At 73.8% G+C, this 23,511-nt stretch carries 20 protein-coding genes and 1 pseudogene; 3 read left to right on the top strand and 18 right to left on the bottom strand.

Annotated features, from left to right (window positions below):
• Positions 1-142: 142 nt before the first annotated feature.
• The 12 genes from kynU to ACGF15_RS26510 form a co-directional block, all read right to left on the bottom strand.
• A complete protein-coding gene (kynU, locus tag ACGF15_RS26565) occupies positions 143-1,351 on the bottom strand; it encodes a kynureninase (protein ID WP_392802551.1) in 1,209 nt (402 codons plus the stop codon).
• On the bottom strand, positions 1,344-2,165 hold the full coding sequence (locus ACGF15_RS26560; RefSeq protein WP_362615803.1) for a tryptophan 2,3-dioxygenase family protein: 822 nt from the start codon (positions 2,163-2,165) through the stop codon (positions 1,344-1,346). Before ACGF15_RS26560 ends, kynU begins: the two co-directional genes overlap by 8 nt.
• Before the next feature lie 86 nt (positions 2,166-2,251).
• Positions 2,252-2,818: a DUF3152 domain-containing protein gene (locus ACGF15_RS26555; RefSeq protein WP_362615802.1), complete on the bottom strand. Its 567-nt coding sequence runs from the start codon at positions 2,816-2,818 to the stop codon at positions 2,252-2,254.
• Positions 2,819-3,469: 651 nt separating this feature from the next.
• Complete coding sequence (locus tag ACGF15_RS26550) at positions 3,470-3,883, bottom strand: DUF3151 domain-containing protein (RefSeq protein WP_256522562.1); 414 nt, start codon at positions 3,881-3,883, stop codon at positions 3,470-3,472.
• A gap of 102 nt (positions 3,884-3,985) precedes the next feature.
• The gene (locus tag ACGF15_RS26545) at positions 3,986-5,494 is read right to left on the bottom strand and encodes an MFS transporter (protein ID WP_392802546.1); all 1,509 of its coding nucleotides are present in this window, start codon (positions 5,492-5,494) and stop codon (positions 3,986-3,988) included.
• Between the two features lie 29 nt (positions 5,495-5,523).
• A complete protein-coding gene (locus tag ACGF15_RS26540) occupies positions 5,524-6,720 on the bottom strand; it encodes a MalY/PatB family protein (RefSeq protein ID WP_392802543.1) in 1,197 nt (398 codons plus the stop codon).
• A gap of 97 nt (positions 6,721-6,817) precedes the next feature.
• A complete protein-coding gene (fbaA, locus tag ACGF15_RS26535) occupies positions 6,818-7,840 on the bottom strand; it encodes a class II fructose-bisphosphate aldolase (RefSeq protein ID WP_392802540.1) in 1,023 nt (340 codons plus the stop codon).
• Positions 7,841-8,075: 235 nt separating this feature from the next.
• Complete coding sequence (gene pyrE, locus ACGF15_RS26530) at positions 8,076-8,615, bottom strand: orotate phosphoribosyltransferase (RefSeq protein WP_345611629.1); 540 nt, start codon at positions 8,613-8,615, stop codon at positions 8,076-8,078.
• Positions 8,616-8,625: 10 nt separating this feature from the next.
• Positions 8,626-9,420, bottom strand: coding sequence for an aldose 1-epimerase (locus tag ACGF15_RS26525; RefSeq protein WP_345611633.1), 795 nt, complete (start codon positions 9,418-9,420; stop codon positions 8,626-8,628).
• A gap of 114 nt (positions 9,421-9,534) precedes the next feature.
• Complete coding sequence (locus ACGF15_RS26520) at positions 9,535-10,680, bottom strand: SRPBCC family protein (protein WP_392802536.1); 1,146 nt, start codon at positions 10,678-10,680, stop codon at positions 9,535-9,537.
• A 333-nt stretch (positions 10,681-11,013) separates the two neighbouring features.
• A complete protein-coding gene (locus ACGF15_RS26515) occupies positions 11,014-12,561 on the bottom strand; it encodes a polyamine aminopropyltransferase (protein WP_392802533.1) in 1,548 nt (515 codons plus the stop codon).
• Between the two features lie 49 nt (positions 12,562-12,610).
• Complete coding sequence (locus ACGF15_RS26510) at positions 12,611-13,165, bottom strand: DUF2617 family protein (protein WP_392802530.1); 555 nt, start codon at positions 13,163-13,165, stop codon at positions 12,611-12,613.
• 791 nt (positions 13,166-13,956) lie between these two features.
• Between ACGF15_RS26510 and ACGF15_RS26505 the strand changes: the two genes are divergently transcribed.
• Positions 13,957-15,144 carry a pyridoxal phosphate-dependent aminotransferase gene (locus tag ACGF15_RS26505; RefSeq protein ID WP_392802527.1) on the top strand — a complete coding sequence of 396 codons (1,188 nt, stop codon included), beginning with the start codon at positions 13,957-13,959 and terminating at the stop codon, positions 15,142-15,144.
• A gap of 543 nt (positions 15,145-15,687) precedes the next feature.
• Here ACGF15_RS26505 and ACGF15_RS26500 read toward each other — a convergent pair.
• Complete coding sequence (locus ACGF15_RS26500) at positions 15,688-16,233, bottom strand: YbjN domain-containing protein (RefSeq protein WP_345611643.1); 546 nt, start codon at positions 16,231-16,233, stop codon at positions 15,688-15,690.
• A gap of 342 nt (positions 16,234-16,575) precedes the next feature.
• Entirely contained in the window at positions 16,576-19,161 is a 2,586-nt protein-coding gene (gene clpB / locus ACGF15_RS26495) for an ATP-dependent chaperone ClpB (protein WP_345611645.1), read from the bottom strand.
• Between the two features lie 194 nt (positions 19,162-19,355).
• Here clpB and ACGF15_RS26490 point away from each other — a divergent pair.
• Positions 19,356-19,586, top strand: a pseudogene (locus ACGF15_RS26490) (pyridoxamine 5'-phosphate oxidase family protein); the annotation flags it as partial.
• 319 nt (positions 19,587-19,905) lie between these two features.
• Here the strand turns inward: ACGF15_RS26490 and ACGF15_RS26485 are convergent.
• Positions 19,906-20,223: a (2Fe-2S)-binding protein gene (locus ACGF15_RS26485; RefSeq protein ID WP_256522549.1), complete on the bottom strand. Its 318-nt coding sequence runs from the start codon at positions 20,221-20,223 to the stop codon at positions 19,906-19,908.
• Entirely contained in the window at positions 20,220-20,468 is a 249-nt protein-coding gene (locus tag ACGF15_RS26480) for a hypothetical protein (protein WP_345611649.1), read from the bottom strand. The genes ACGF15_RS26485 and ACGF15_RS26480 overlap by 4 nt, the downstream gene beginning before the upstream one ends.
• A gap of 201 nt (positions 20,469-20,669) precedes the next feature.
• On the opposite strand from ACGF15_RS26480, the gene ACGF15_RS26475 reads away from it, so the two are divergent.
• Complete coding sequence (locus ACGF15_RS26475) at positions 20,670-21,605, top strand: helix-turn-helix transcriptional regulator (protein WP_376429107.1); 936 nt, start codon at positions 20,670-20,672, stop codon at positions 21,603-21,605.
• Positions 21,606-21,855: 250 nt separating this feature from the next.
• On the opposite strand, the gene ACGF15_RS26470 is transcribed toward ACGF15_RS26475, so the two are convergent.
• Positions 21,856-22,311, bottom strand: coding sequence for a heat shock protein transcriptional repressor HspR (locus ACGF15_RS26470; RefSeq protein WP_256522546.1), 456 nt, complete (start codon positions 22,309-22,311; stop codon positions 21,856-21,858).
• Position 22,312: 1 nt separating this feature from the next.
• Entirely contained in the window at positions 22,313-23,497 is a 1,185-nt protein-coding gene (gene dnaJ / locus ACGF15_RS26465) for a molecular chaperone DnaJ (protein ID WP_392802519.1), read from the bottom strand.
• Between the last annotated feature and the right edge of the window lie 14 nt (positions 23,498-23,511).

Raw genomic sequence — 23,511 nt, 5'->3', positions numbered from 1 at the left:
CTCGCGCGTGGGGGGTTTTCTTTTTGCCTTCTTACCCCCCGCGCGCGTCCCCCCCCGTTGCCCGCCGCGGGGGGGGGGGGGGGCCGGGGCCCGGGGGGGGGGGGGGGGGGGCGGCGCCCGCCCGCCCCCCCCCCGCCGGGGGTCAGCGCTCCCCCGCCTCCCCGGCCAGCACCTCGGCCAGCACCCGTGCGGCCCGCTCGGCGTCGGCGAAACCGACGTACAGCGGAGTGAAGCCGAAGCGCAGGACGTCCGGGCGGCGCAGGTCCCCGACGATCCCGCGGGCGATCAGCTCCTCCATCACCCGGGGGGCGTCCGCGCAGCGCAGTGCGACCTGGCTGCCGCGCTCCCCGTGCGCGGCCGGTGTCATCGCCTCGACGCGCCCCGCGGGGACGTAGGCGGCGACGCACTCCAGGAAGAAGTCCGTCAGGGCCAGGCTCTTGGCCCTGACCGCCTCGATCGAGACGCCGTCCCACACGTCGAGCGCCGCCTCCAGGGCCAGCATCGACAGGATGTCGGGGGTGCCGACCCGGCCGCGGACCGCCCCGGGGGCGGGGGCGTAGGCGGGGCTCATCGCGAACGGGTCCTGGTGGGAGGTCCACCCCGGGAGCGGCGAGTCGAACGCCTCCTGGTGGCGTCGGGCCACATACAGGTACGCCGGGGCGCCGGGCCCCCCGTTGAGGTACTTGTAGGTGCAGCCCACCGCGAGGTCCACGCCGTGCGCGTCCAGCCCCACCGGCAGCGCCCCGGCGCTGTGGCAGAGGTCCCAGACCGCGAGCGCGCCCGCCCGGTGGACGGCCTCCGTCAGCCCGGGCAGGTCGTGCAGCCGTCCCGAGCGGTAGTCGACGTGGTTGACCAGGGCGACCGCCGTCGACGGGCCCAGGGCCGCCGTCAGCTCGCCCGGGTCCACCGGGACGATCCGCCGCCCGGTCATCCGGGCCGCCGACTCGGCGATGTACCCGTCCGTGGGAAAGGTCGTCGCGTCGACCAGGACGTCCGTGCGCGCCGGGTCGCCGACCAGGCGCACGGCGCCGACCACGGCCTTGAAGACGTTGACGCTGGTGGAGTCGCCGACGACGACCTGTCCGGGGGCCGCGCCGACGAGGGGGGCGATCCGGTCGCCCACCCGCTCCGGCGCGGTCCACCAGTCGCCCTCGGTCCAGGAGCGGATCCGCAGCTCGCCCCACTGCCGCCGCACCACGTCGGCGACCCGGTCGGGTACGTGCGCCGGCAGTGCGCCGAGCGAGTTCCCGTCCAGGTAGACCCCGTCGTCCAGGGCGAACAGCTTGCGCGCACCCGCCAGTTCGTCTGCGGCGTCGAGCGCCGCGGCCCGTGCGGCCGGGGACTCAGACATGGCTGCGCGCCGTCCACAGCTCGGGGAAGACGTTCTTGCGGGCGCGCTTCTCCAGCCAGGAGACCCCCGCGGAGCCGCCGGTGCCGACCTTGGAGCCCATGGCCCGCCGGGTCGCCACCAGGTGGTCGTTGCGCCAGCGCCAGACCAGTTCGCCGACGTCGGTCAGCAGCTCGGCCAGGCGCATCAGCTCGGTGTCCTGGTCCTCGGCCCCGTACAGCCCGGCCCAGACCCGCTCGACCTCCTCGGAGGGCTCGTAGCGCTGCGAGAGGTCCCGTTCCAGCACCTCGGCCGGGACGGCGTGGCCCCGGCGCGCCAGCAGCCGCAGCACCTCGTCGTACAGGCTCGGCTCGGACAGGGCCTTCTCCAGCTCGGCGTGGACGCGCGGCGCGCCCCGGTGCGGCACCAGCATGGACGCCGACTTCTCGCCCAGCAGGAACTCCATGCGCCGGTACATGGCGGACTGGAAGCCCGAGCCCTCGCCGAGGGCGCTGCGGTAGGAGTTGAACTGGGCGGGGGTGAGCTGGGCGAGCGGCCTCCAGGACGCGTTCAGCGCCTCCAGCTCCCGCGCGGAGCGCCGCAGGGCGTCCATCGCGACGGGCAGGTCGTCCTCGCGCAGGGCGCGTGCGGCGGTCTCCCACTCGTGGACGACGACGGTGAACCACAGCTCCATGACCTGGGTGGTGACCAGGAAGACCATCTCTCCCGGGTCGTCCGAGAGGGGGTGCTGGAGATGGGTGAGGACGTCGGCCTGGACGTAGTCCTCGTAGGGAGTGGTGCCCGCGAAGTCAAGATTCGGGGCGGCGTCATGTGACATCGCTGTCTCCTCGACGGTCCGGGTAGCGGTCCGCCCCTTCCCTCTAGGTGTGGGCCCCGGTCCCCACCGGCATCATAAGACGAGCATCACACCGCAGGTCCAGTGATGTACGTCCCGTTCGCGGTGTAGGGCCAGGCGTTGGAGCGGCACCCGTCCAGCCCCTTGATCTGCTGCATCATCACCGGCGCCGGGCTCCCCGGGCCGGGGCAGCCCAGGTGCTGCCGGATGCCGATCTCGTGGCCGACCTCGTGGTTGATGATCAGGTGCCGGTACTCCGCTGGTGTGCCCGCGAAAGTGGGGGACCCCAGCAGCCAGCGGCGCAGGTTCACCACGACGCCGTCGGTGGTCTCGCAGTTGAGCTCACCGCCGGTGTCGAGGCCCTGGGCGAGGCAGAGCCGGTCGGCGGTGGCCGGGGTGGCGATCCGGATGGTGAAGTCGGCTCCCGAGGCGACCAGCTGGAAGCGGCCGCGCCCGTTGGCCGCCCAGCCCTGCGGATGGGCCAGGATCTGCTGTATCTCGGCGGCCGCCCCGCGGGCGGAGACGTCGATGCCGTCCTCGACCTCGACCCGGTAGCGGCGGAGCGTGCCGCTGCCGCCCACCGGATCGCCGGCGGCCTGGGCGACGGTGAAGGTGCCCGGTCCGGAGGCGGGCACCCGGGGCGGGTCGCTGCTCGGCGGGGCGGAGGAGGAGGCCGGGGGCGAGGGGCGGGGCGCGGGCGGGGACGCCGGCGAGGGGGGTGGTGTGGCCCGCGCGGCGGTGCCGGGAGGCGCCGACGGAGCGGCGACGGCGGGAGGTGCGCCGCCGGGGCCCCGCCAGTGGGCGAGGAGGGCGCCGCCGAGGAGGGAGGCCGCCGCGACCAGCGCGGCGAGCAGGAGCTGCCCGGCGGGTCGGCGGCGGCCCCCACGCGGGCCGGGACCTCCGGCGTCCTTCCGCGGTGCCTGCCGCCCGCTCTCCCCACGAGGGCGGGGGGAGTTCCCGGGGCGGGGGGAGCGCCGGGCGCGGCCGGGAACGGCGGCGCGGCCCGGTGCGCGGCGGTTGCGTCCGGTCCCCCGACCGGCGGCGGCGACGGCGGCACGCTTGCCCACGGCAGTCTTCCCCCCTGGTCCGCGCGGGACGGGGGAGGTAGGGGCCCCGGCACCGGCGGTACACCCGCCCGGCAGCCGAACGGACCCTGGTGCCGCCGCCCGCCGGGTGTGCCGGGCGGCGGCACATGATCAACAATTCGACGATCGTACCGATGTGCGAGCCCGCCGCCGGGGAACCGGCGGCGGGTCCCCGGGCGTGTCGTGGGCGATCGTCCCGGTTCAGCCCAGGGTGTCGGCGGCCGTCTCCGAGGACTCCCGCAGGAAGGTGGTGCAGCGCTCGTACTCGGCCTGCTCGCCGATGGCCTGGGCGGCCCGGGCGAGGGCGTGCAGGGCGCGCAGGAAGCCCCGGTTCGGCTCGTGCTCCCACGGCACGGGGCCGTGGCCCTTCCAGCCGCTGCGACGCAGGGCGTCCAGGCCGCGGTGGTAGCCGGTGCGGGCGTAGGCATAGGACTCGACGACCCGGCCGCCCTCGAAGGCGTCGTCGGCCAGGCGCGCCCAGGCCAGGGAGCTGGTCGGGTACTTGGCCGCCACGTCGGCGGGCTCCGTGCCGCCCGCGAGCAGCTCGCGCGGCTCGGGCTCGTCGGGCAGATGGGTCGGGGGAGGGCCCCCGAGCAGGTTCTCGTGGATCGACATGCCCCCAGTCTCACAGGTCCCGCCCGCCCGCGTCCCCTCCGGGCGGGCGCCGCCCGGCCGCGCTCCCCGGCCGAGGGCGGCGCGGCCGCCCGTACCGGCGCGTCAGCCGCCGCCCGCCCCGCGGCCGGGCGGCGGGGCCGCCCCGGGGTCGTCCTCCGGAGCCTCCAGGGCCTCCAGCGGCGGAGCCGCCACCGGGCAGCTCATCCGGCACTCCGGGTGGGGCTGCTCTCCCGTGGCGGGCTCCTCCGGGCGCCGGACCGTCGTCCAGGCGATGAGCGCCCCAACCACCAGGATGCCCGCGCACATCGGGATCGCCCGCCGGAAGGTGGCACCGAACTCGGCGGCCGAGCGGTACGCCTCGGGGCCCATGCCCGCCAGCAGCGGCAGCGCCGCCACGGCGACCAGCCCGGCCGCCCGCGCCGCCGCGTTGTTGACCCCGCTCGCGATGCCGGCGCGCGCGGTGTCCACCGAGGCGAGCACGGTGGCGGTCAGCGGGGCCACGAGCGTCACCATGCCGAGGCCCAGGACCAGGACGGCGGGCAGGACGTCGGCCGCGTAGGAGGCGTCCTCCCCCACACGCAGCGCCAGCAGCATCCCCGCGGCGCACACCAGCGGGCCGACGGTCAGCGGGATGCGCGGTCCGATCCGCTCGCCCAGCTCGCCGGAGCGGGCCGAGAGCAGCAGCATCAGCACGGTGGTCGGCACGAGCGCGAGCCCGGCACCCAGCGCCGAGTAGCCGGAGACCACCTGGAGCTGGAGGGCCATCAGGAAGAAGAACCCGCCGAAGGCCGCGTAGACGCAGACGGTGACCGTGTTCACGGCGGTGAACAGGCGCACCCGGAAGAGCCCGAGCGGCAGCATGGGCTCCGGCGTCCGGTGCTCGCGCAGGACGAAGAGCACGCCCACCGCGACACCGAGCAGCCCGGCCCACGGCGTCGCGTCGATGAGCGCATAGGTCACCAGGCCGAGCGCCAGCGCCCCGAGCGCCGCGCCCGCGACGTCGAACCGGCCGGTCGCCCGGGGGTCACGGGACTCGGGGACGCGGCGGAGGGCGATCGGTACGCACACGGCGGCCAGCGGCACGTTGAGCAGGAAGACCCAGCGCCACCCCGGGCCGTCGACCAGCCAGCCGCCGACGAACGGGCCGATCGCGGCGCCCACTCCCCCGAGGCCGGACCACAGCCCGACCGCACGGGCCCGGTCGTCCGGGTGGAAGCTCGCCTGGATGATGGCCAGCGATCCCGGGGTGAGCAGTGCTCCGCCGATCCCCTGGAGGGCCCGGGCCGCGACCAGGACCTCACCGGTCGGTGCGAGGCCGCACAGCAGCGAGCCGACCGCGAACCAGACGACCCCGAGGACGAAGACCCGCCGCCGCCCGTAGCGGTCCCCGAGCGCCCCGCCGAGGAGGATCAGCGCGGCGAGCGCGAGCATGTAGGCGTTGACCGTCCACTGAAGGACCGGAAGATCGGCGTCGAGGTCCTCGCCGATGCGGGGGAGGGCGACGTTGACGACCGTGGAGTCCAGCAGCGCCATGCCCGAGCCGAGCACCGTGGTCAGTACCACCCAGCGCCCTGTGGGCGAGGCCAGTCGAAGGTCCGGTCCCTGGGTCATGGGGCGATCATCGCAGCCGGGTCGGCGTCCTACGAGCGGGCGGCGCCGCCCGCGCGGCCGGACAGCCGCCCCACGGCCCTGACCAGGGCGTCCGCCCCCGCCTCCGCCTTGCTCCGCGGGCAGCCCACATTGAGCCGGACGAAGCCGGGCGCCCCGTAGACGCCCCCGGGCATCACGGCCACCCGCTCCTTCCCGATCAGCTCCCGCTGGAGTTCCTCGTCGCTGAACCGCTCGCCCGCTCCGAGGGGCCGCAGGTCGATCCAGGCCAGATAGCCGGCGGCGGGTGGCTGCCAGCCCAGGTCGGGGAAGGCGGTGTGCAGCCGGTCGGCGAGCATCCGCAGATTGCCCGAGACATAGGCCAGCAGGGCGTCGAGCCAGGGGCCGCCCTCCCGGTAGGCGGCGATGTGGGCGGTCAGGGAGAGCACGGCCGGAGAGGCCAGCCCCTCCCCGGTCCCCATCCGGCGCAGGAAGGCGGCGTGGTCCGCCGCGTCGCCGATGATCCCGTACGAACCGCTCAGCGACGGGAAGTTGAAAGCCTTGGTGGCGGAGGTGACCAGCGCCCAGCGCCCCCGGCCGAAGCGGGTCCACGGCAGATGCACCGCGCCCGGGTGGACGAGGTCGGCGTGGATCTCGTCGCTGATCACCGCCACGTCGTGGGCGGCTGCCAGCGCGGCGGTCCGGGACAGCTCCGCGGCCGTCCACACCCGTCCGGTCGGGTTGTGGGGCGAGCACAGCACGAGGACCCGGCTGTCGGGGCGGGCGAGCTGGGCCTCCAGCGCCCTCTCGTCGCCCACCGGCACACCGCGCAGCTCCCGGCCCAGACCGCTGATCGCCTTGGTGAAGCCGTCGTAGACGGGGGTGTGGACGACCACGCCCTCGCCGGGGCCGGACCACATCCGCAGCAGCTGGGAGAGCTGGTTGAGGACGGAGGGGGCGTAGACGGCCCTCCCGGTGTCGACGGCCGTGCCGTGGCGCTCGGCGAACCAGTCGCGGATCGCCGAGAGGAAGTCCTCCTGCCGCCAGTCCGTGTAGCCGAAGACCCCGTGGTCGATCCGCTGGTGCAGGGCGTCGAGCACCACCGGCGGCGAGGGGAAGTCCATGTCCGAGATGGTGAACGGCAGCAGGCCGTCCACCCCGAACCGGTCGGCAACCCCGTCCCACTGGATGCACCAGGTGCCCGTGCGGTCCACCGGTGTGTCGAAGTCGAACCGTTCCTCCGCGCCCATCGCGGTCCTCCCCTCCCGATGCGCGGCGGGCCCGGCGCCCCTCGCCGAGGGGACACCGGGCCCGCCGTGCGGTACCTGCGGTCGCGCCGGGTGGCGCCTACTTGATCCTGGTGCCGGTGGAGCGGAGCGCGGCGCACGCCTCGGTGACGCGCTGCGCCATGCCGGCCTCCGCCAGCTTGCCCCAGGTCCGCGGGTCGTAGGTCTTCTTCGAGCCGACCTCGCCGTCGACCTTCAGCACGCCGTCGTAGTTGGCGAACATGTGGCCCGCGACCGGGCGGCTGAAGGCGTACTGGGTGTCGGTGTCGAGGTTCATCTTCACCACGCCGTTCTCCAGGGCGGTGCTGATCTCCTCGGCCGTGGAGCCGGAACCGCCGTGGAAGACGAAGTCGAAGGGCGCGGCCTTGCCGTACTTCTCGCCGACCCCCTGCTGGAGGTCCTTCAGCAGCTCGGGGCGGAGCACGACGTTGCCCGGCTTGTAGACACCGTGGACGTTGCCGAAGGAGGCGGCCAGCAGGTAGCGGCCCTTCTCCCCGAGGCCGAGGGCCTCGGCGGTGCGCAGGGCGTCGTCCACCGTGGTGTACAGCTCGTCGTTGATCTCGTGCGAGACACCGTCCTCCTCGCCGCCGGTCGGGGTGATCTCGACCTCAAGGATGATCTTGGCGGCAGCGGCCTGGGCCAGCAGCTCCTGGCCGATGGCCAGGTTGTCGGCGAGGGTCTCGGCCGAGCCGTCCCACATGTGCGACTGGAAGAGCGGGTTGCGCCCGGCCTTCACCCGCTCGGCCGAGATGTCGAGCAGCGGGCGGACATAGCCGTCCAGCTTGTCCTTCGGGCAGTGGTCGGTGTGCAGCGCGACGGTGATGTCGTACTTGGCGGCGACGATGTGCGCGAACTCGGCCAGGGCGACGGCGCCGGTGACCATGTCCTTGCTGTGCTGGCCGCCGAGGAACTCGGCGCCACCGGTCGAAATCTGGATGATGCCGTCACTCTCGGCCTCCGCGAAGCCGCGCAGCGCGGCGTGCAGGGTCCCCGACGAAGTCACGTTGATGGCCGGGTAGGCGAACTTGCCTGCCTTCGCCCGGTCGAGCATCTCGTTGTAGACCTCGGGAGTCGCGATGGGCATGTGTCCGCTCCTTGTGATGTGCGGGTGTGTGGTGCTGGCCCTGACCTGTGGGCGACGTCATCGTCGGGCCTTATCTTTCCAGACTCCGGGTCCGGCACCACAGGGCCCGTGTGCCCGGATGCGCCAGGGGCGTCCTGTTTCACGTGAAACAGGACGCCCCTGGGTGATATCGCAGGTCGCGGCCGGATCAGCCGGTTCCGACGGAAAGGCCGCGGCCCCGGTCGGACGGGTGAGGTCAGGCGAGTCCGAGCTCCGGGAGCCCGTAGGCGCTGACGTACTCCAGCCCCGCCTCGGCGATCCGGGGCGCGGCACCGCGCTCGACGATCACGGCGACGGCCACCACCTCGCCGCCCGCCTCGGTGACCGCCTCGACGGCGGTCAGCGGGGAGCCCCCGGTGGTCGAGACGTCCTCGACGACCAGGCAGCGGCGGCCCTTCACGTCCGTGCCCTCGATACGGCGCTGCATACCGTGGGCCTTGCCCGTCTTGCGCACCACATAGGCGTCCAGGCGGCGGCCCCGGGCGGCGGAGGCGTGCAGCATGGAGGTCGCCACGGGGTCGGCGCCCAGGGTGAGGCCGCCGACGCAGTCGTAGTCGAGGTGGGCGGTGGCGTCCAGCATCACCTGGCCCACCATCGGGGCGGCCTCGCCGTCGAGCGTGATCCGGCGCAGATCGATGTACCAGTCGGCCTCGATGCCCGAGGAGAGGGTCACCTTGCCGTGCACCACGGCCTTGTCCTTGATCTGCTGGAGCAGCTCCGCACGAACGTCAGTCATGCCCCAGAGCTTAAAGCCGCCGCCAGGTCCAGGTCATCGCGAGCTCCAGCGGGTCGATCAGCGTGACCAGCTCCGGATCGGTGTTGAGGCCGTCCGGCGGCCCGGACTGGGGCTCCACGCAGACGGCCTCCTCCTGCTCGTCGTAGACCACCACCCACCGGGCCCGGCTGGAGACCTCCAGCTCCAGGAAACCGGGCCAGGTCAGCGTGGCGCGCACTCCGTCCGGCATCCCGAAGCAGTCGTCCCACGGGCCGGGCAGGGGGGTGATGCGCTTCCCCGTCGGCAGATGGTCCTCCCCGCGCTCCTCCTGCCACTCGGGGGAGAAGTCCAGGCGCGCCCGCTCGCCGCCGATGGTGCGCAGGAACCAGGGATGCCATCCCACCTGGGCGGGGAAGGAGGTCTCCGTGGTCTCCACGCCCATGGCGACCGTCAGGGAGTCCTCGGCGAGGGCGAAGGTCTGGGTGACCCGGCCCGCGTACGGCCAGGGGTCGGTCAGCCGGTAGGTGAACGCCGCCTCGCTCCCGTCGCTGCGGGCCGTCCGCCAGGCGGTGTCGCGGCCGGTGCCGTGGATGGCGTGCGGGGCCGCGTTCAGCGGGAGCTGGTGGGTGGCGGCGCCGTCGCGGAAGCGTCCGTCCCGCAGCCGTCCGCACCAGGGCACCATGGGAAAGGTCCCGTAGTGGGCCCCTTGGCGCAGCAGTTCGGTACCGCCGATACGGAGGCTCCCGATACGGCAGCCGTTCTCCGGATGCACGGTCAACTCGACGTCCCCGGCGGCCAGCCGGATGCTCTGTTCGCTGCTGTTCACCCCACGACAGTAGCCGCGCGGTCGCGCCCGGACGGTCAGCTCGGCCGGGCCCGGCGCGCGGCGGCCGGTCCGGCCGCGGACCGGGCGCGGCCGGAGCACGCCACCGGGTGCCGTTCAGCCGCGGCGGCGCAGGATGCGGCTGACGACGACGGCGGAGGCGAGGGCCAGGGCGGCGGCCGGGGCGATCCACCGCAGGGCCGCGCCCGAGCCGGAGGCGGCCGGTGCCGGGGTCGGCGCATAGCGGCCGCGGGGCGGGGCGTGGTCGACCTCCTCGGCGCTGCGGCCGATCATCGTGCGCCTGGCGTGGGCGGCCTCGGCGTCGGGGTCGCCCAGGGTGCGGAAGCCCTCGACGTCCTGGAGGTCACCGAGTCCGTCGAGGTCGACCACGTCGTCCCCGTCGTCCTCGTCGTCCTCGCCGTGGAACTGCCGTGCCCCGCCGTCCACGTCGTCGTCCGAGCCGTCGTCGAAGGCGTCCTCCGTGTCGGGGCCCAGCGAGGGGGGCGGCACCGGCACGTCGAAGACGGCGCCCGGGGCGGGGTCCGGGTCCTCGACGGGCGGCTCGACCGTGCCGGGCCCCCCGTCCTCGGCACCGGGCTCCGCCGCCTCGTGCCGGTCCGGGTCGCCGACCGCACCGGTGGCACCGGGCTCCCGCGGCCCGGGCGCGGGCTCACCTGCGGCGGCGTCCTCGGGCCCGCGGCCCTCCACCGGGGTGCCGTCCCCGGCGTCCGGCCCGCCGTCCGGGCCCTCGGCGCCGCGGGGGCCGTCGGTACCGGCGGCCGCGGCCGCGGCTCCCCCGGCCCGGGGCGGCTGCGCTCCGCCGAGCGGGGGCTCCTCGAAGGCGGCCGCTGCCAGGGACTCGGCGAACCGGTCGAGGATCCGGTGCCCGGCGGCGGTCCGCGGACCGGCGGGGAGCTCCGCGAGCCGCCCCTCGGCCCTGGCCGAGCCCGTGAAGGTGAGCGTCGTCCCGCCGTCGGTGGGCTCGGGACGGATGGCGAGCGTGATCTTCACGGAGCCGCCTCCGCGGACCTCGGTGCCCTCGCCCTCGACGACGAAGGCACGGCCCTGCTCCACCAGGTGGAGTTCCCCGCGGTAGGTGATCGAGTGGTTGGCGACCCGGAGCTTGAGCCTGCCGGAGAGCGGACCGGCCTCCGCGTCGGCGTCGCGTTGGAGCCCCGGAACGCACCGGGCGACCCGCGCGGGGTCCCTCAGGGCCTGTCGCAGGGTCTCAGCGGGCACCGGGACGAACGCCTCATGCTCCATGGAAACGAGCGTACTCAGCCGGACCGGCCCCGTCTGCCCTTCCCCCGGCGCACGCTCCGGGGGACCGCACGAACGGCAGAGGCACGCTGCGCCGACGGAGCAGCGCGGCGTGTGCGCGGCCGTCCGGGACACCGGTCGGCCGGGTAGGGCGCCCGCGCGGACCGGGACGGGCCGGGCGGACCGGGCCCGGGACGGGCTGCCGGGCGGGCGGGGCGGGCCGGGCGGAGTGGGCCTCGCTCCGGGCGGACTGCGCCGGGCCGGGCTCCGGGCCGGGCTCCGGGCCGGGCTCCGGGCCGGGCTCCGGGCGGACTGCGCCGGGCCGGGCGCCGGGCGTCACCGGTAGCGGGGGCGGACCAGGGTGGAGGGCTCCAGCCCGCTCAGCCGGGTCCGCTCGGCGGCGGGGGCGGCCCCGGACAGCCGTTCCCGGAGCCCGGAGCGCAGCGGCGGCGCGCCCTCGGGCAGTGACAGGGGCGGTGCGGCGTCCGGCGCGGCGAGGAGGAAGCCGCGGTCACCGCCCGGCGCCGAGCGGTCCCGGTAGGGGGTGGTCGCGAACCCCGCCGCGGCGAGCGTGGCCTCCACCGTCCAGAAGTTCCGCGGCCGGCTGCCGGGCGGACCCGCGTGCACGACGATCCGCCCGCCGGGTGCGAGGGCCCGGCGGGCCAGGCCGTAGAACTCCAGCGAGTAGCCCTTGGTGTCCGCCGCCGCGGCCGGATCCGGCAGATCGGAGACGATCACGTCGTAGGCGCGGGGCTCGGCGAGCCGCAGCCGCGAGAAGGGGTCCTCCTGCACGACCTCCAGCCGGGGGTCGCCGTAGACCCGGCCGTTGAGTCCGGCGAGTCCGGGGTCCGTCCGGGCGAGGTCCACCAGGCCCGGGTCGGCCCCGAGGACGGTGACCGAGCGGACGTCCCGGTAGCGGAGCACCTCGCGCGCGGCGAGGCCGTCTCCCCCGCCGAGGACGAGCACCCGGGCGTGCGGGCCGTTCATCACGGGGTGCACCAGGGCCTCGTGGTAGCGGTGGGCATCCCGCCCTCGGACGGTGAGGCGGCCGTCGAGGAAGAGGTCGGGCGGCCCGGAGGGCGGGCCGGTCAGGACGACCTCCTGCGCCTCGGTGCGGACGGCCACCCGCACCTCGTCCCCGTAGACGGCGCGGCGGGCGGCCGCCTCGAAGTCCCCGGCGAGGACGGCCGCGAGGCCCAGCAGCGCGAGGACGGCCGCGTTGAGCAGGAGCAGGCGGCGGCGCCAGTGCGGCGTGAGGTCGCGGCGGAACAGCCACAGCACCAGCACCGCCCCGGCGACCGCGTTGACCGCCCCGGTGGCCAGGGCACCGGTCAGCTCGCCGAGCCAGGGCAGCAGCAGGAAGGGGAAGGCGAGCCCTCCGACCAGGGCGCCCACGTAGTCGGCGGCGAAGAGGTCGGCGACGGTGCCCTCCGCGTCCCTGCGCGAGGCCCGCTGGATGAGGGACATCAGCAGGGGTATCTCGGCGCCGATGAGCACGCCGATCGCCAGGGAGAACACCACCAGCACCACGCGGGACCCGCCCGTCCAGGCGAAGGCGGCGTAGAGCACCATGGCCGAGCTGCCGCCGATCAGCGCCAGCACGGACTCCAGCACGCCGAACCCGACCGCGGCCCGGCAGCGAAGCCGCTTGGCGAGCAGGGAGCCGACGCCCATCGCGAAGACCATCACGGACAGCACGACCGACGCCTGGGTGACCGAGTCCCCGATCAGGTAGGAGGCGAGCGCGACCAGCTCGAGCTCGTAGACGAGGCCGCAGGCCGCGCAGACGAACACCACCGCCAGGACGAGGAATCGGCCGACGTCGGGCCCCACGGGCAGCGGCACCCCGTCCGTGGAGGATGAGGGCTGCCGCTGGTCGATCACCTCTGTAACGCTACGTTACATGCGCCCCACGTATGGTCACCCACACGAGTTAACTCGCCACGGTGGTGCGCCGCTCCCGCGCGACCGCCGGAGCGGCCCGGCGCAGCCCTCCGAACCGCGTCCGGGTGACGACCAGACGGCCCTCCTGCGGGTAGGCGTGCCACGTCCGCCACTGCACCCGGCCGTCGGCGTACCGGGCGAGCATCGCGGTGAAGGCGTGCGGGTCGCCGGGGAACGTGCCCGCGAGACCGTGGGGGTGGTCGGCCACCAGGGCGAGGAGCTCCTGTGCGCGGCCCGCGAAGGCGCGCCGCGACAGGGTCTCGACGCGGGCCGCGAACGCGTACTCCCGGTCGCCGATCCGCTCGGCCACTCCGAGCGGCAGGGGCGTGCTGCTGCCGGGGATGCATGCGACGGTCTCCGAGCAGGAGACGTCGGCCTCCCTGAGAAGCACCTGGTGGGAGGCGCCGAGAAGGCGCAACTGCACTGCCGCGCCGCACAGTTCGAGGTCGAGGACGGCCAGGGCGGGCAGCGGCTCCCTGCCGAGCGCCCAGGCGAGGTCGTCGGCTCGGGTGTCGGTGTAGGGGGTATCGATGGTCGTGAGCATGGGTCGGCTCCGCAGGACGCGCATCGGCGGGGTGGACACGTGGACCGGGCACTCCGGAAGCGGAGGCATGGCATCGAGGGGGTGGCCTGCTCGGGTCCACGACTGGTCCGAGGGCTGACTGGAACCACTCGGTTCCGACTCTGAGGGAATCATGAACGGCTGGTCGTCCACAGGGGTTTTTACCAACTTGCCGCGGTTTCCATCCCCCCGGGGGCCCAACGGTTCAACTGTTCACCGGTAAAAGCCCACTGGGCTCCGACGCGGGGAAACGCCACTGCTGCCCGCGGAATATTCTCCCGTCAACAGGAAGGGCTCCGAAGGCATTTCACCGCCGGAGCCATTCCGTGGAACCTCGGGTTCTCAGCTGCCTCCCCCGCACCCGCCGCCACCACCGCCGCAGGACGACCCGCCACCGCCGCCACTGCCGCCGCCGCAGGACGAGGACCCTCCGCTGCAGGACGAGGACCCTCCGCCGTCGGACCCGGCCCACCAGCCGCCGGACCCGGACCCGCCGCCCACCCGCCGGCGCCCCCGCCTCTGCGGGCCGTTGCGCACCGCGGACTTCGTCACCGCGATGATCACGGCCAGCACCAGGATGCAGACGATCACGAACGCCTCCATCGCTTCCCCCGTTTCTGCGTCTCCCCCGAAGCGGTGACGCCGCGCGCCGCCCGCTTCCTGCCGGATGTGCTTTTCCCCGCGCGATGTTCGCGCGTGCCAGGGGAATGCCCTCGGGCTCCCAGGCCCAAAGCAGACTTGAGCAAGTCCAGAGGTTCACCCAGGATGCAGCCATGACAGGACGCGAAACGGCACCACGACCGCTGCTGAACCGGCGGCTGGCCCAGTTCGGCACGACGATCTTCGCCGAGATGTCCGCGCTGGCCGCACGCACGGGGTCGATCAACCTCGGCCAGGGCTTTCCCGACACCGACGGCCCCGAGGAGGTCCGCGAGGCGGCGGTGCGCGCCCTGCGCGACGGCCGGGGCAACCAGTACCCGCCCGGGCCCGGTGTACCGGAGCTGCGCACCGCCGTCGCCGACCACCAGCGCCGCTTCCACGGCCTGGACGTCGACGCCGACACCGAGGTCCTGGTGACCGCGGGTGCCACGGAGGCGGTCGCCGCGGCTCTGCTGGCCCTGGTCGAGCCCGGTGACGAGGTGATCGCCCTGGAGCCGTACTACGACTCCTACGCGGCCTGCATCGCCATGGCCGGGGGCGTCCGGGTGCCGGTGACCCTGCGGCCCCGCGACGGCTCCTACCACCTGGACCTGGACGAACTCAGGGACGCGGTCACCCCGCGCACCCGGCTGCTGCTGCTCAACACCCCCCACAACCCGACGGGCACGGTCCTCGGCCGCGACCAGCTCGCGGCCGTGGCGGCGCTGGCGGTGGAACGGGACCTGCTCGTCGTCACCGACGAGGTCTACGAGCACCTGGTCTTCGAGGGCGAGCACCTGCCGCTCGCATCCTTCCCCGGCATGCGCGAGCGCACGGTCACCATCTCCAGCGCGGGCAAGACCTTCGCGTTCACGGGCTGGAAGGTCGGCTGGGCGACGGGCAGCCGGGAACTCGTGGCCGCGGTCCGGACCGCCAAGCAGTACCTGACCTTCGTCAGCGCCGGCCCCTTCCAGTACGCGGTCGCCGAGGCGCTCCGCCTGCCGGACGCCTACTTCGACGGCCTCCGCGCCGACCTGCGGCGCAAGCGCGACCTGCTCGCCGACGGCCTGCGGGCCGCCGGGTTCGGGGTCTACCTGCCCCAGGGCACCTACTTCGTCACCGCCGACATCCGCCCCCTCGGCGCCACCGACGGCTTCGCCTTCTGCCGCACCCTCCCCGAACGGGCGGGCGTCGTCGCCATCCCCAACGCCGTCTTCTACGACCACCAGGAGGCCGGCGCCCCCTTCGTCCGGTTCGCCTTCTGCAAGAAGGACGACGTCCTCACCGAGGCCGCCGACCGCCTCGCACGCATGGCACCGTGAGCTCACGCCCCTTCGCCCGAATGAGACCGGGTCACGGGAGGTGCCGGCGGCGGAGACCCGTCGCGGTGAGCGGTTCGACCGCGCGTCGGCCCACGCCGAGCCGGCCCTCTGCGACGCAGTCGCACACCGCGACAACGGCCGAGTTGGTCGAGGGCGGCCAGGACGCACCGCCGCCCCCCACGGAGCCCTCTCGCCCTCAGGCACGGACTCCAGGGCGCCGGTCGCGCCGTATCGAGGTCGAGCACCGGCTGGTCTGCAAGGCCACCGGGGACGGCCTCCTGATCGCACGGTGCCGATACCGCCGCGAAAGCTGACGGAACGTCGTCGGCGGGCGTTCGACCCGGCCTCCGGGCGCGGGAGTCCGTCGAGGTCGAGGGTGAAGGTACGGCCGTCGTTCCTTCCCGTGTGCGGTCGGGATACGGCGGACAGCGCCCTGTCATCGAGCGTGGCGATGCGGCTGCGAGAGCGGGGCGGAAGCAGCAGGGCCCGGGGGAAGGCGTCGGACGCCTTCCCCCGGGCCCTGCCGTCGGACGCCGCCGGGGCTCAGGCCTCGCCGGAGGGCTCCTCGCCCTCGGCAGGCTTCCCGCCCTCGGCCAGGCCGAAGCGCTCGACCAGCCACTTGTCGAACTCGATCGAGGCGCGCACCCAGCTGACCGTGGAGGAGACGAAGTGCTCCAGGCTGACGCCGGTGCCGATCAGCATCTGCGCCTCGCCGATGAGGCGGAGCGTCGGCGCCGCCTCGTCCTCCTCGTGGAGGTGGGTGTACACCTTCGGCCAGAGGGTGCGGCGGTTCCAGTCGTCGATGACGTCGAGGATCTCGGTCCGCTTCTCGACCGGGTGCGGCCGGTCGTAGAAGGTCCGCACCGAGAAGATCTGCTGCTCCTTCTCGCCGCGGAACATGAAGTACGTGCGGAAGTCCTCCCACGGCGCGGCGAGGTCGCCCTCGTCGTCGACGACGTACTTGAGCTCCATCTGGTCGAGCAGCTGCTTGACCAGGTCCTGGTCGGGAACGACGGGGCCCGCCGGTCCTGCGGCCTGAGGCTGGGGCTGGCCCCCGAAGTTCGGAATCGAGGACGGATCGATGGTCACCGTGAATTTCCCTTCGTACGGATGCGGCCATCCTCTCCCATGCCCGCCCGCCCGACGCAAGCCCCGCCGCGCCCGATCCGCTGCGAGCTGACAGGATCGCCGGACGGTGGACCGGGAGGAGGGCGCGGCGGGGTCCTTGGCCGGTGGCGACGGCCGCCCGCGGGGCCCGCACGCTGCGGACGCGGCCGCCCCCGGGCCCGCCGGGCGCCGCTCCGCGCGCGGGCGGCGGGTGCACGCCGCCGGTCCGTCCCACGGCCGTCCCCGTCCGCAGCGGTCACGGCCCGGCCCCGCTCCGCCGTGCGGCGGAGCGGGGCCGGGCCGGTCGGCGGGCGACCGCCGAGGTCACCGCGCCGGGCCCACCAGCAGCCCGTCCTCGCCGCGGTCCACCCGGACGGTGTCGCCGTCGCGGATCTCGCCGGAGAGGATCTCCCTGGCGAGCCGGTCGCCGATCGCCGTCTGGACCAGGCGCCGCAGCGGCCGGGCTCCGTAGGCGGGGTCGTTCCCCTCCTCGGCCAGCCACTCCAGGGCGGCCGGGGTGACGTCCAGGGCGAGCCGGCGCTCCGCGAGCCGCGCCGCCAGCCGGTCGATCTGGAGCCCGGCGATATGGGTCAGCTCCTCGCGGGTGAGCGCGGAGAAGACCACCAGGTCGTCCAGCCGGTTGAGGAACTCCGGCTTGAACGCGGCGCGGACGGCCGCCAGGACCCGCTCCCTGCGCTCCTCCTCGCCGAGCGCCGGGTCGACGAGGTGCTGGCTGCCCAGGTTCGAGGTGAGGACCAGGATCGTGTTGCGGAAGTCCACCGTGCGGCCCTGGCCGTCGGTGAGCCGGCCGTCGTCGAGCACCTGGAGCAGGACGTCGAAGACCTCGGGGTGGGCCTTCTCCACCTCGTCCAGGAGCACCACGCTGTACGGGCGGCGGCGGACGGCCTCGGTGAGCTGGCCGCCCTCCTCGTAGCCGACGTAGCCGGGAGGGGCGCCGACCAGCCGGGCGACGCTGTGCTTCTCGCCGTACTCGCTCATGTCGATGCGGACCATGGCCCGCTCGTCGTCGAAGAGGAAGTCCGCGAGGGCCTTGGCCAGTTCGGTCTTCCCGACACCGGTCGGGCCGAGGAAGAGGAAGGAGCCCGTGGGGCGGTCCGGGTCCGCGATCCCTGCCCGGGTGCGGCGCACCGCGTCGGACACGGCCTGCACGGCCTCGGACTGGCCGATGAGGCGGCGCCCCAGCTCCTGCTCCATGCGCAGCAGCTTCTGCGTCTCGCCCTCCAGCAGGCGGCCCGCGGGGATGCCCGTCCAGGAGCCGACCACGTCGGCGATGTCGTCGGGGCCCACCTCGTCCTTGACCATGGTGTCCTTGGCGGCCTCCTCCTCGGCCTCGGAGGCCTCCTCCAGGTCGCGCTCCAGGGTCGGGATCTCGCCGTAGAGCAGCTTGGAGGCGGTGTCGAAGTCGCCGTCGCGCTGGGCGCGCTCGGCCTGGCCGCGCAGGTCGTCGAGGCGCTCCTTCAGCTCGCCGACCCGGTTGAGCCCCTGCTTCTCCTTCTCCCAGCGGGCGGTCAGCCCGCGCAGCTCCTCCTCCCGGTCGGCCAGGTCGCGCCGCAGCTTCTCCAGACGCTCCCTGGAGGCCGGGTCCGACTCGTTCTTCAGCGCCAGCTCCTCCATGCGGAGCCGGTCGACGGAGCGCTGGAGCTCGTCGATCTCGACGGGCGAGGAGTCGATCTCCATACGCAGCCGGGAGGCGGCCTCGTCCACGAGGTCGATGGCCTTGTCGGGCAGGAAGCGGGAGGTGATGTACCGGTCGGAGAGGGTGGCGGCGGCGACCAGCGCGCTGTCGTTGATCTGCACCTTGTGGTGCGCCTCGTAGCGGCCCTTGAGCCCGCGCAGGATGGCGACGGTGTCCTCGACGGTCGGCTCGGCGACCAGCACCTGCTGGAAGCGCCGTTCCAGGGCGGGGTCCTTCTCGATCCGCTCCCGGTACTCGTCGAGGGTGGTGGCGCCGACCATGCGCAGCTCGCCGCGGGCCAGCATCGGCTTGAGCATGTTGCCCGCGTCCATCGCCGAGTCCCCGCCGGCGCCCGCACCGACGACCGTGTGGAGCTCGTCGATGAAGGTGATGATCTGCCCGTCGCTCTCCTTGATCTCGGAGAGGACGGTCTTCAGCCGCTCCTCGAACTCCCCGCGGTACTTGGCCCCGGCCACCATGGCGCCCAGGTCGAGGGAGACGAGGCGCTTGTCGCGCAGGGACTCCGGTACGTCGCCCTTGACGATGCGCTGGGCCAGCCCCTCGACGACGGCGGTCTTGCCGACACCGGGCTCCCCGATGAGCACCGGGTTGTTCTTGGTGCGGCGGGAGAGCACCTGCACGACGCGGCGGATCTCCTGGTCGCGGCCGATCACCGGGTCCAGCTTGCCCTCGCGGGCGGCGGCGGTGAAGTCGGTGCCGAACTTCTCCAGCGCCTTGTACTGGCCCTCGGGGTCGGGGGTGGTGACCCGGCGGGCGCCGCGGGTCTTCTCGAAGGCGTCGAGGAGGCGTGCGGCGGTGGCGCCCTGCTCCTCCAGGATCCGGGCGCTCGCCCCGCCCTTGGCCGCGGTGCCGACGAGCAGGTGCTCGGTGGACACGTAGTCGTCGCCCAGCTCCTTGGCCCGGCGGGAGGCGTCCGCGATCACCGCGAGGAGTTCGCGGTTGGGCTGCGGCGGGGCGACGGTGGAGCCGGTGACGCTGGGGAGCTGGGCGAGCACCCGCTCGGCACCGGCGCGCACGGCGGCCTGGTCGGCGTCGACCGCCGCCAGCAGGTCGACGAGGTTCTCGTTGTCCTGGCCCGCGAGGAGCGCCAGCAGCAGATGGGCCGGGGTCAGGTCGGCGTGACCACCCTGTACGGCCCGGTTGCTCGCGGCGTTGATCGCGTCACGGCTCTTGTTGGTCAGCTCGGCATCCACGTCCGGTGTCTCCTCCTCGCCTGCGGGTCCGCCCCTTGGGTCACTTCTACTGACTCAGCCAGCATACACAAAGTTGAGTCGATTGCACTCAAGGTCGGCCGGAGAGGCGTTCCCGCGCAGGACCGGGAGCCCCGGGCAGCCGCCAGGGGGGTGCGCGCTCGCCCGGAGGAGCGGCCGGGGATAGGTTCCGGGGCATGGCCATCGATCCCCGCAGCCCCCACGCCTCGTACCTGGAGTTCTGGGGCGAGCCCCTGCTGTGCACCCTGACCACGCCCCGGCCCGACGGCACACCGCACATGGTCCCGGTGTGCGTCACCTACGACCCCGGGGCGGGCATCGCGCGGGTGATCACGGGCAGGCACAGCCGCAAGGTCGCCCATGTACGGGCGGCCGGCCCGGAGGGGGCACGGGTGGCGGTCTGCCAGGTGGAGGGGAAGCGCTGGGCGACGCTGGAGGGCGTGGCGCGTATCCGCACCGAGGCGGAGGCGGTCGCCGACGCGGTCGCGCGGCACACGGCGCGCTACCGCCGCACGCCGAGGCCGAACCCGGACAGGGTCGTGATCGAGATCGCCCTCACCCGGGCGATGGGGCGCACCTGAGCGGCGCGGCGCCCGGAGCGGTGCCGCGGCGGCCTGCGCCGGGCCCGTCCGGGGGCAGCACAACGGCGCCATCGTGTTTCAGGTCCACGATGGCGCCGCTGTGTGGGGGAAGCACCTGAGCGGTCTGTAACGACGGGGGAACCGCTCAGGCACTGCGGGGGGTGGCGGTGGTGTCGGTTTCGACGAGCTGGTGGTCCCGCGCGTCGAGGTTGACAAAGATCATTCCGTACCGGATCGCACACCGGACGGGCTGCGGTGCACCTCGCGGCCGACGAAGGCACCGGTACGCCCGGACATCCTCGTCCTCTTCGCGCGCGACGACGATCGGCTCGCCGAACAGGGTGACCATCAACGAGTCGCCACGGTGGGGGATGGCCGTGACGAGGTCGATGAAATGCCACCCGGAACGGTAGGCCGAGGCCATCTCGCGCCGGAAAACACGGTCGTCCGGAGGGATGGTCATGCTGCTGCACCCGCCGGGGCGGAGTTCCAGCCACTGTCCATCGGTGCGGAGTTCCAGCCGCTGTCCAGCACGGCCGAGTTCCAGCCACTGTCCAGGGCGGCCGAGTTCCAGCCACTGTCCATCGGGGTCGAGTCCCAGCCGCTGTCCGGCGGAGGCACGGCCGCCGCCGTGACACTGCCCAGGGCCGGGTCCAGGGCACTGGCGGCACCGAAGACCACGGTCGCAGAGAAGACAGTGGCAAGCACCGAGCGAAGCATTCTCTTGCGCATAGTCGGCTTCGTCCTTACTTGATGGTTTCTTCTCCCCCGCACCACAGACGATGACCCATGCAGGCATGTCAATGCCACAGCCCCGATGCATCATGTTCCTGTAGCTACAGGACCCTGGGGGGTGGAGCATTGCCTAGGAACGAGACAAAACAGTCACATCCCCATGGGGTCACGGAGATGTGCACCGAGGGATCGAGACTTTACGTCAGCGCGCTCAGCACGGGACGAATCGCTCGAAGCGACGTGGAAGCCGCGCCATGCCTGCTCGAATTGGCCTTGCTCCACCCGGATCCGGACGATCCCCACTGGTTGCGTCCGGTTCCGCCGTCAGTCGCCCTTGCGCAACGTCTGCACCCGATCGAGCGGGAGATCCTGGACCGCCGCCGCCTGTCGATAGAACTGACGGACACCTTCGAACCCTTCATGGCCGTCAGTGCGCAGGCGCCGGCGAGCACCCACGCGATCACGGTGCTGGAGGGGTTCGACCGGATCAACGCCGCGCTCAACCTCGCCACCGCCGAGTGCCACACGGAGATGCTGACGATCCAGCCCGGCGGCGGACGCAGCGCCGACGTCCTGACCGAGGCGCTGGAACGAGACAGGCTGCTCGTCGACCGGGGCGTCAGCATCCGGACTCTCTACCAGCACACCGTCAGATACAGCCAGGGGACGCTCGCCTACGTGGAGCGGATATCGGCCGGGAAGGCGCAGATCCGCACGCTGGAGGAGCTGATCGAGCGGCTCATCGTCTTCGACCGCACCGTCGCCTTCATCCCGGCGAGCGACGACCGGCGCGTCGCCCTGGAGCTGCGGCACCCCGGGCTCGTCGAGTACCTCATCAAGGTGTTCGAGCAGCTGTGGCAGCGGGCGGTCCCGCTGATGGACGACGCCCCGTACCAGCCCACCCCGGACGGCATCTCCGGGGTCCAGCGCTCGATCGCCAAACTGCTGATCGAGGGGCATGTGGACGAGGCGATCGCCCGCAGGCTGGGCATGAACGTCCGGACCTGCCGCGCGCACATCGCCAAGCTGGCCGCCGCGCTCGGGAGCGGGAGCCGCGCCCAACTCGGCTACCTCATCGCGCAGTCCGGCATCCTCAACAGCGACGCCTGAGGTCCCGGGGACCCGCTCCGCAGGACGGCGCCCGGCGCCCGTGCTCGGCCTCCCTGACGGGGCGTCCACCGCGGTGGCGCCCCGGCCGGGCACCCGGAGGCGCCCGGGCCCGGCCGGGGGCCGTGAGCGGCCCTCCAGGGGCCCTGGCGGGCCGTCACACGAGAAGGCACGCGCCCCGCGACGACGGACGGCGGGGGCCGGGACGCTCTGCCGCGTCCCGGCCCCCGCCGTCCGTCGTCGTCCCGCCCGCTCAGTCCCCGCGGCGCTTGGGGCGCCAGACCACCAGGGCGCCGGTCTGCTGCACGTCCTGATAGGGCACCAGGTCGCGCCGGTAGGAGGCGTGCACCTGCGCCTCGCGCTGCCGCATGGCCGCGGCGGCACCCTCCACGGCCGCGCTCAGCTCGGCGACCCGGCTCTGCAGCGCGGCGACCTGGTTCTCCAGCTCGATGATGCGCTTGATGCCCGCCAGGTTGATGCCCTCGTCCTGCGACAGCTGCTGCACGGTGCGCAGCAGCTCGATGTCCCGGGCCGAGTACCTGCGGCCGCGGCCGGCGGTGCGGTCCGGGGAGACGAGCCCCAGGCGGTCGTACTGCCGCAGGGTCTGCGGATGCAGACCCGACAGCTGCGCGGCCACCGAGATCACGTACACCGGTGAGTCGTCGGTCAGTTCGTAGGGGTTGCGGCTGCGCCCCGGACGGCCGTCCATGTCACGCTCCCTTCGCTGCCTGGAACAGCTCGGCCCTCGGGTCCTCGTCCGCGGTGGCCTCGCGGTAGGACTCCAGTGCCTCCCGTGCCTTGTCGCCCAGGTCCACGGGGACGGCGACCTCGACCGTCACCAGCAGGTCGCCGCGGGTGCCGTCCTTGCGTACGGCCCCCTTGCCCCGGGCGCGCATGGTCCGCCCGTTGGGGGTGCCCGCGGGCAGCTTCAGGGTCACCGGCGGGCCGCCCAGGGTGGGCACCTTGACCTCGCCGCCGAGCGCGGCCTCGGCGAAGGTGACCGGCACGGTGACGGTGAGGTTGTCGTCCTTGCGGCCGAAGACGGGATGGGCGTCGACATGGACGACGACGTACAGGTCGCCGGCCGGACCGCCGCGCTCGCCCGGTGCGCCCTTGCCGCGCAGCCGGATGCGCTGCCCGTCGGAGACGCCCGCGGGGATGCGGACCTGCATGGTGCGGGAACTGCGTGCACGGCCGCTGCCCTTGCAGACCTCGCAGGGGGTCTCGGCGATCAGGCCGCGCCCCTTGCAGTCCACGCACGGGTCGGTCAGCGAGAAGGAACCGCTGCCGCCGCGCGAGACCTGCCCGGTGCCGACGCAGGTCGGGCACACCCGGGGGGTGCCGTTCTTGTCGCCGGTGCCCGAACACGCCTTGCACGGCGCCTGGCTGGACATCCGCAGGGGGACGGTGGCCCCGTCCACGGCCTCGGTGAAGCTGAGCGTCACCTCGGACTCGATGTCCTGGCCGCGCCGGGGCTGGGTGCGGGTGCCGCCGCCGGGGCCGCGGTTGAACAGCCCTCCGAAGACGTCCCCGAGACCGCCGCCGAAGCCGCCCGCACCGCCCGGCTGGCCCCCGCCCTGGGCGCCCCCGAAGAGGTCGCCCAGGTCGAAGTTGAAGTTGCCGCCGCCCGCGCCCGGCCCGGCCCGGAAGCCTCCGTTGCCGAACAGGGCGCGCGCCTCGTCGTACTCCTTGCGCCGCTTGGGGTCGCCGAGGACGTCGTTCGCCTCGGAGATCTCCTTGAAGCGCTCCTCGGCCCTGGTGTCGCCCTTGTTGGCGTCCGGGTGGTTCTCGCGGGCGAGCTTCCGGTACGCCTTCTTGATCTCGGCCTCGGTGGCGTCCTTGGGGACGCCGAGAACCTTGTAGTAGTCCTTCTCGACGAAGTCCTTCGTATTCATCGACGTCCCTCCTT

This window comes from Streptomyces sp. NPDC048001 (assembly GCF_043203115.1).
GTDB classification, from domain to species: domain Bacteria; phylum Actinomycetota; class Actinomycetes; order Streptomycetales; family Streptomycetaceae; genus Streptomyces; species Streptomyces sanyensis.
The sequence above is the reverse complement of the archived record's forward strand: the minus strand, read 5'-3'. Positions and strand labels throughout refer to the sequence as shown.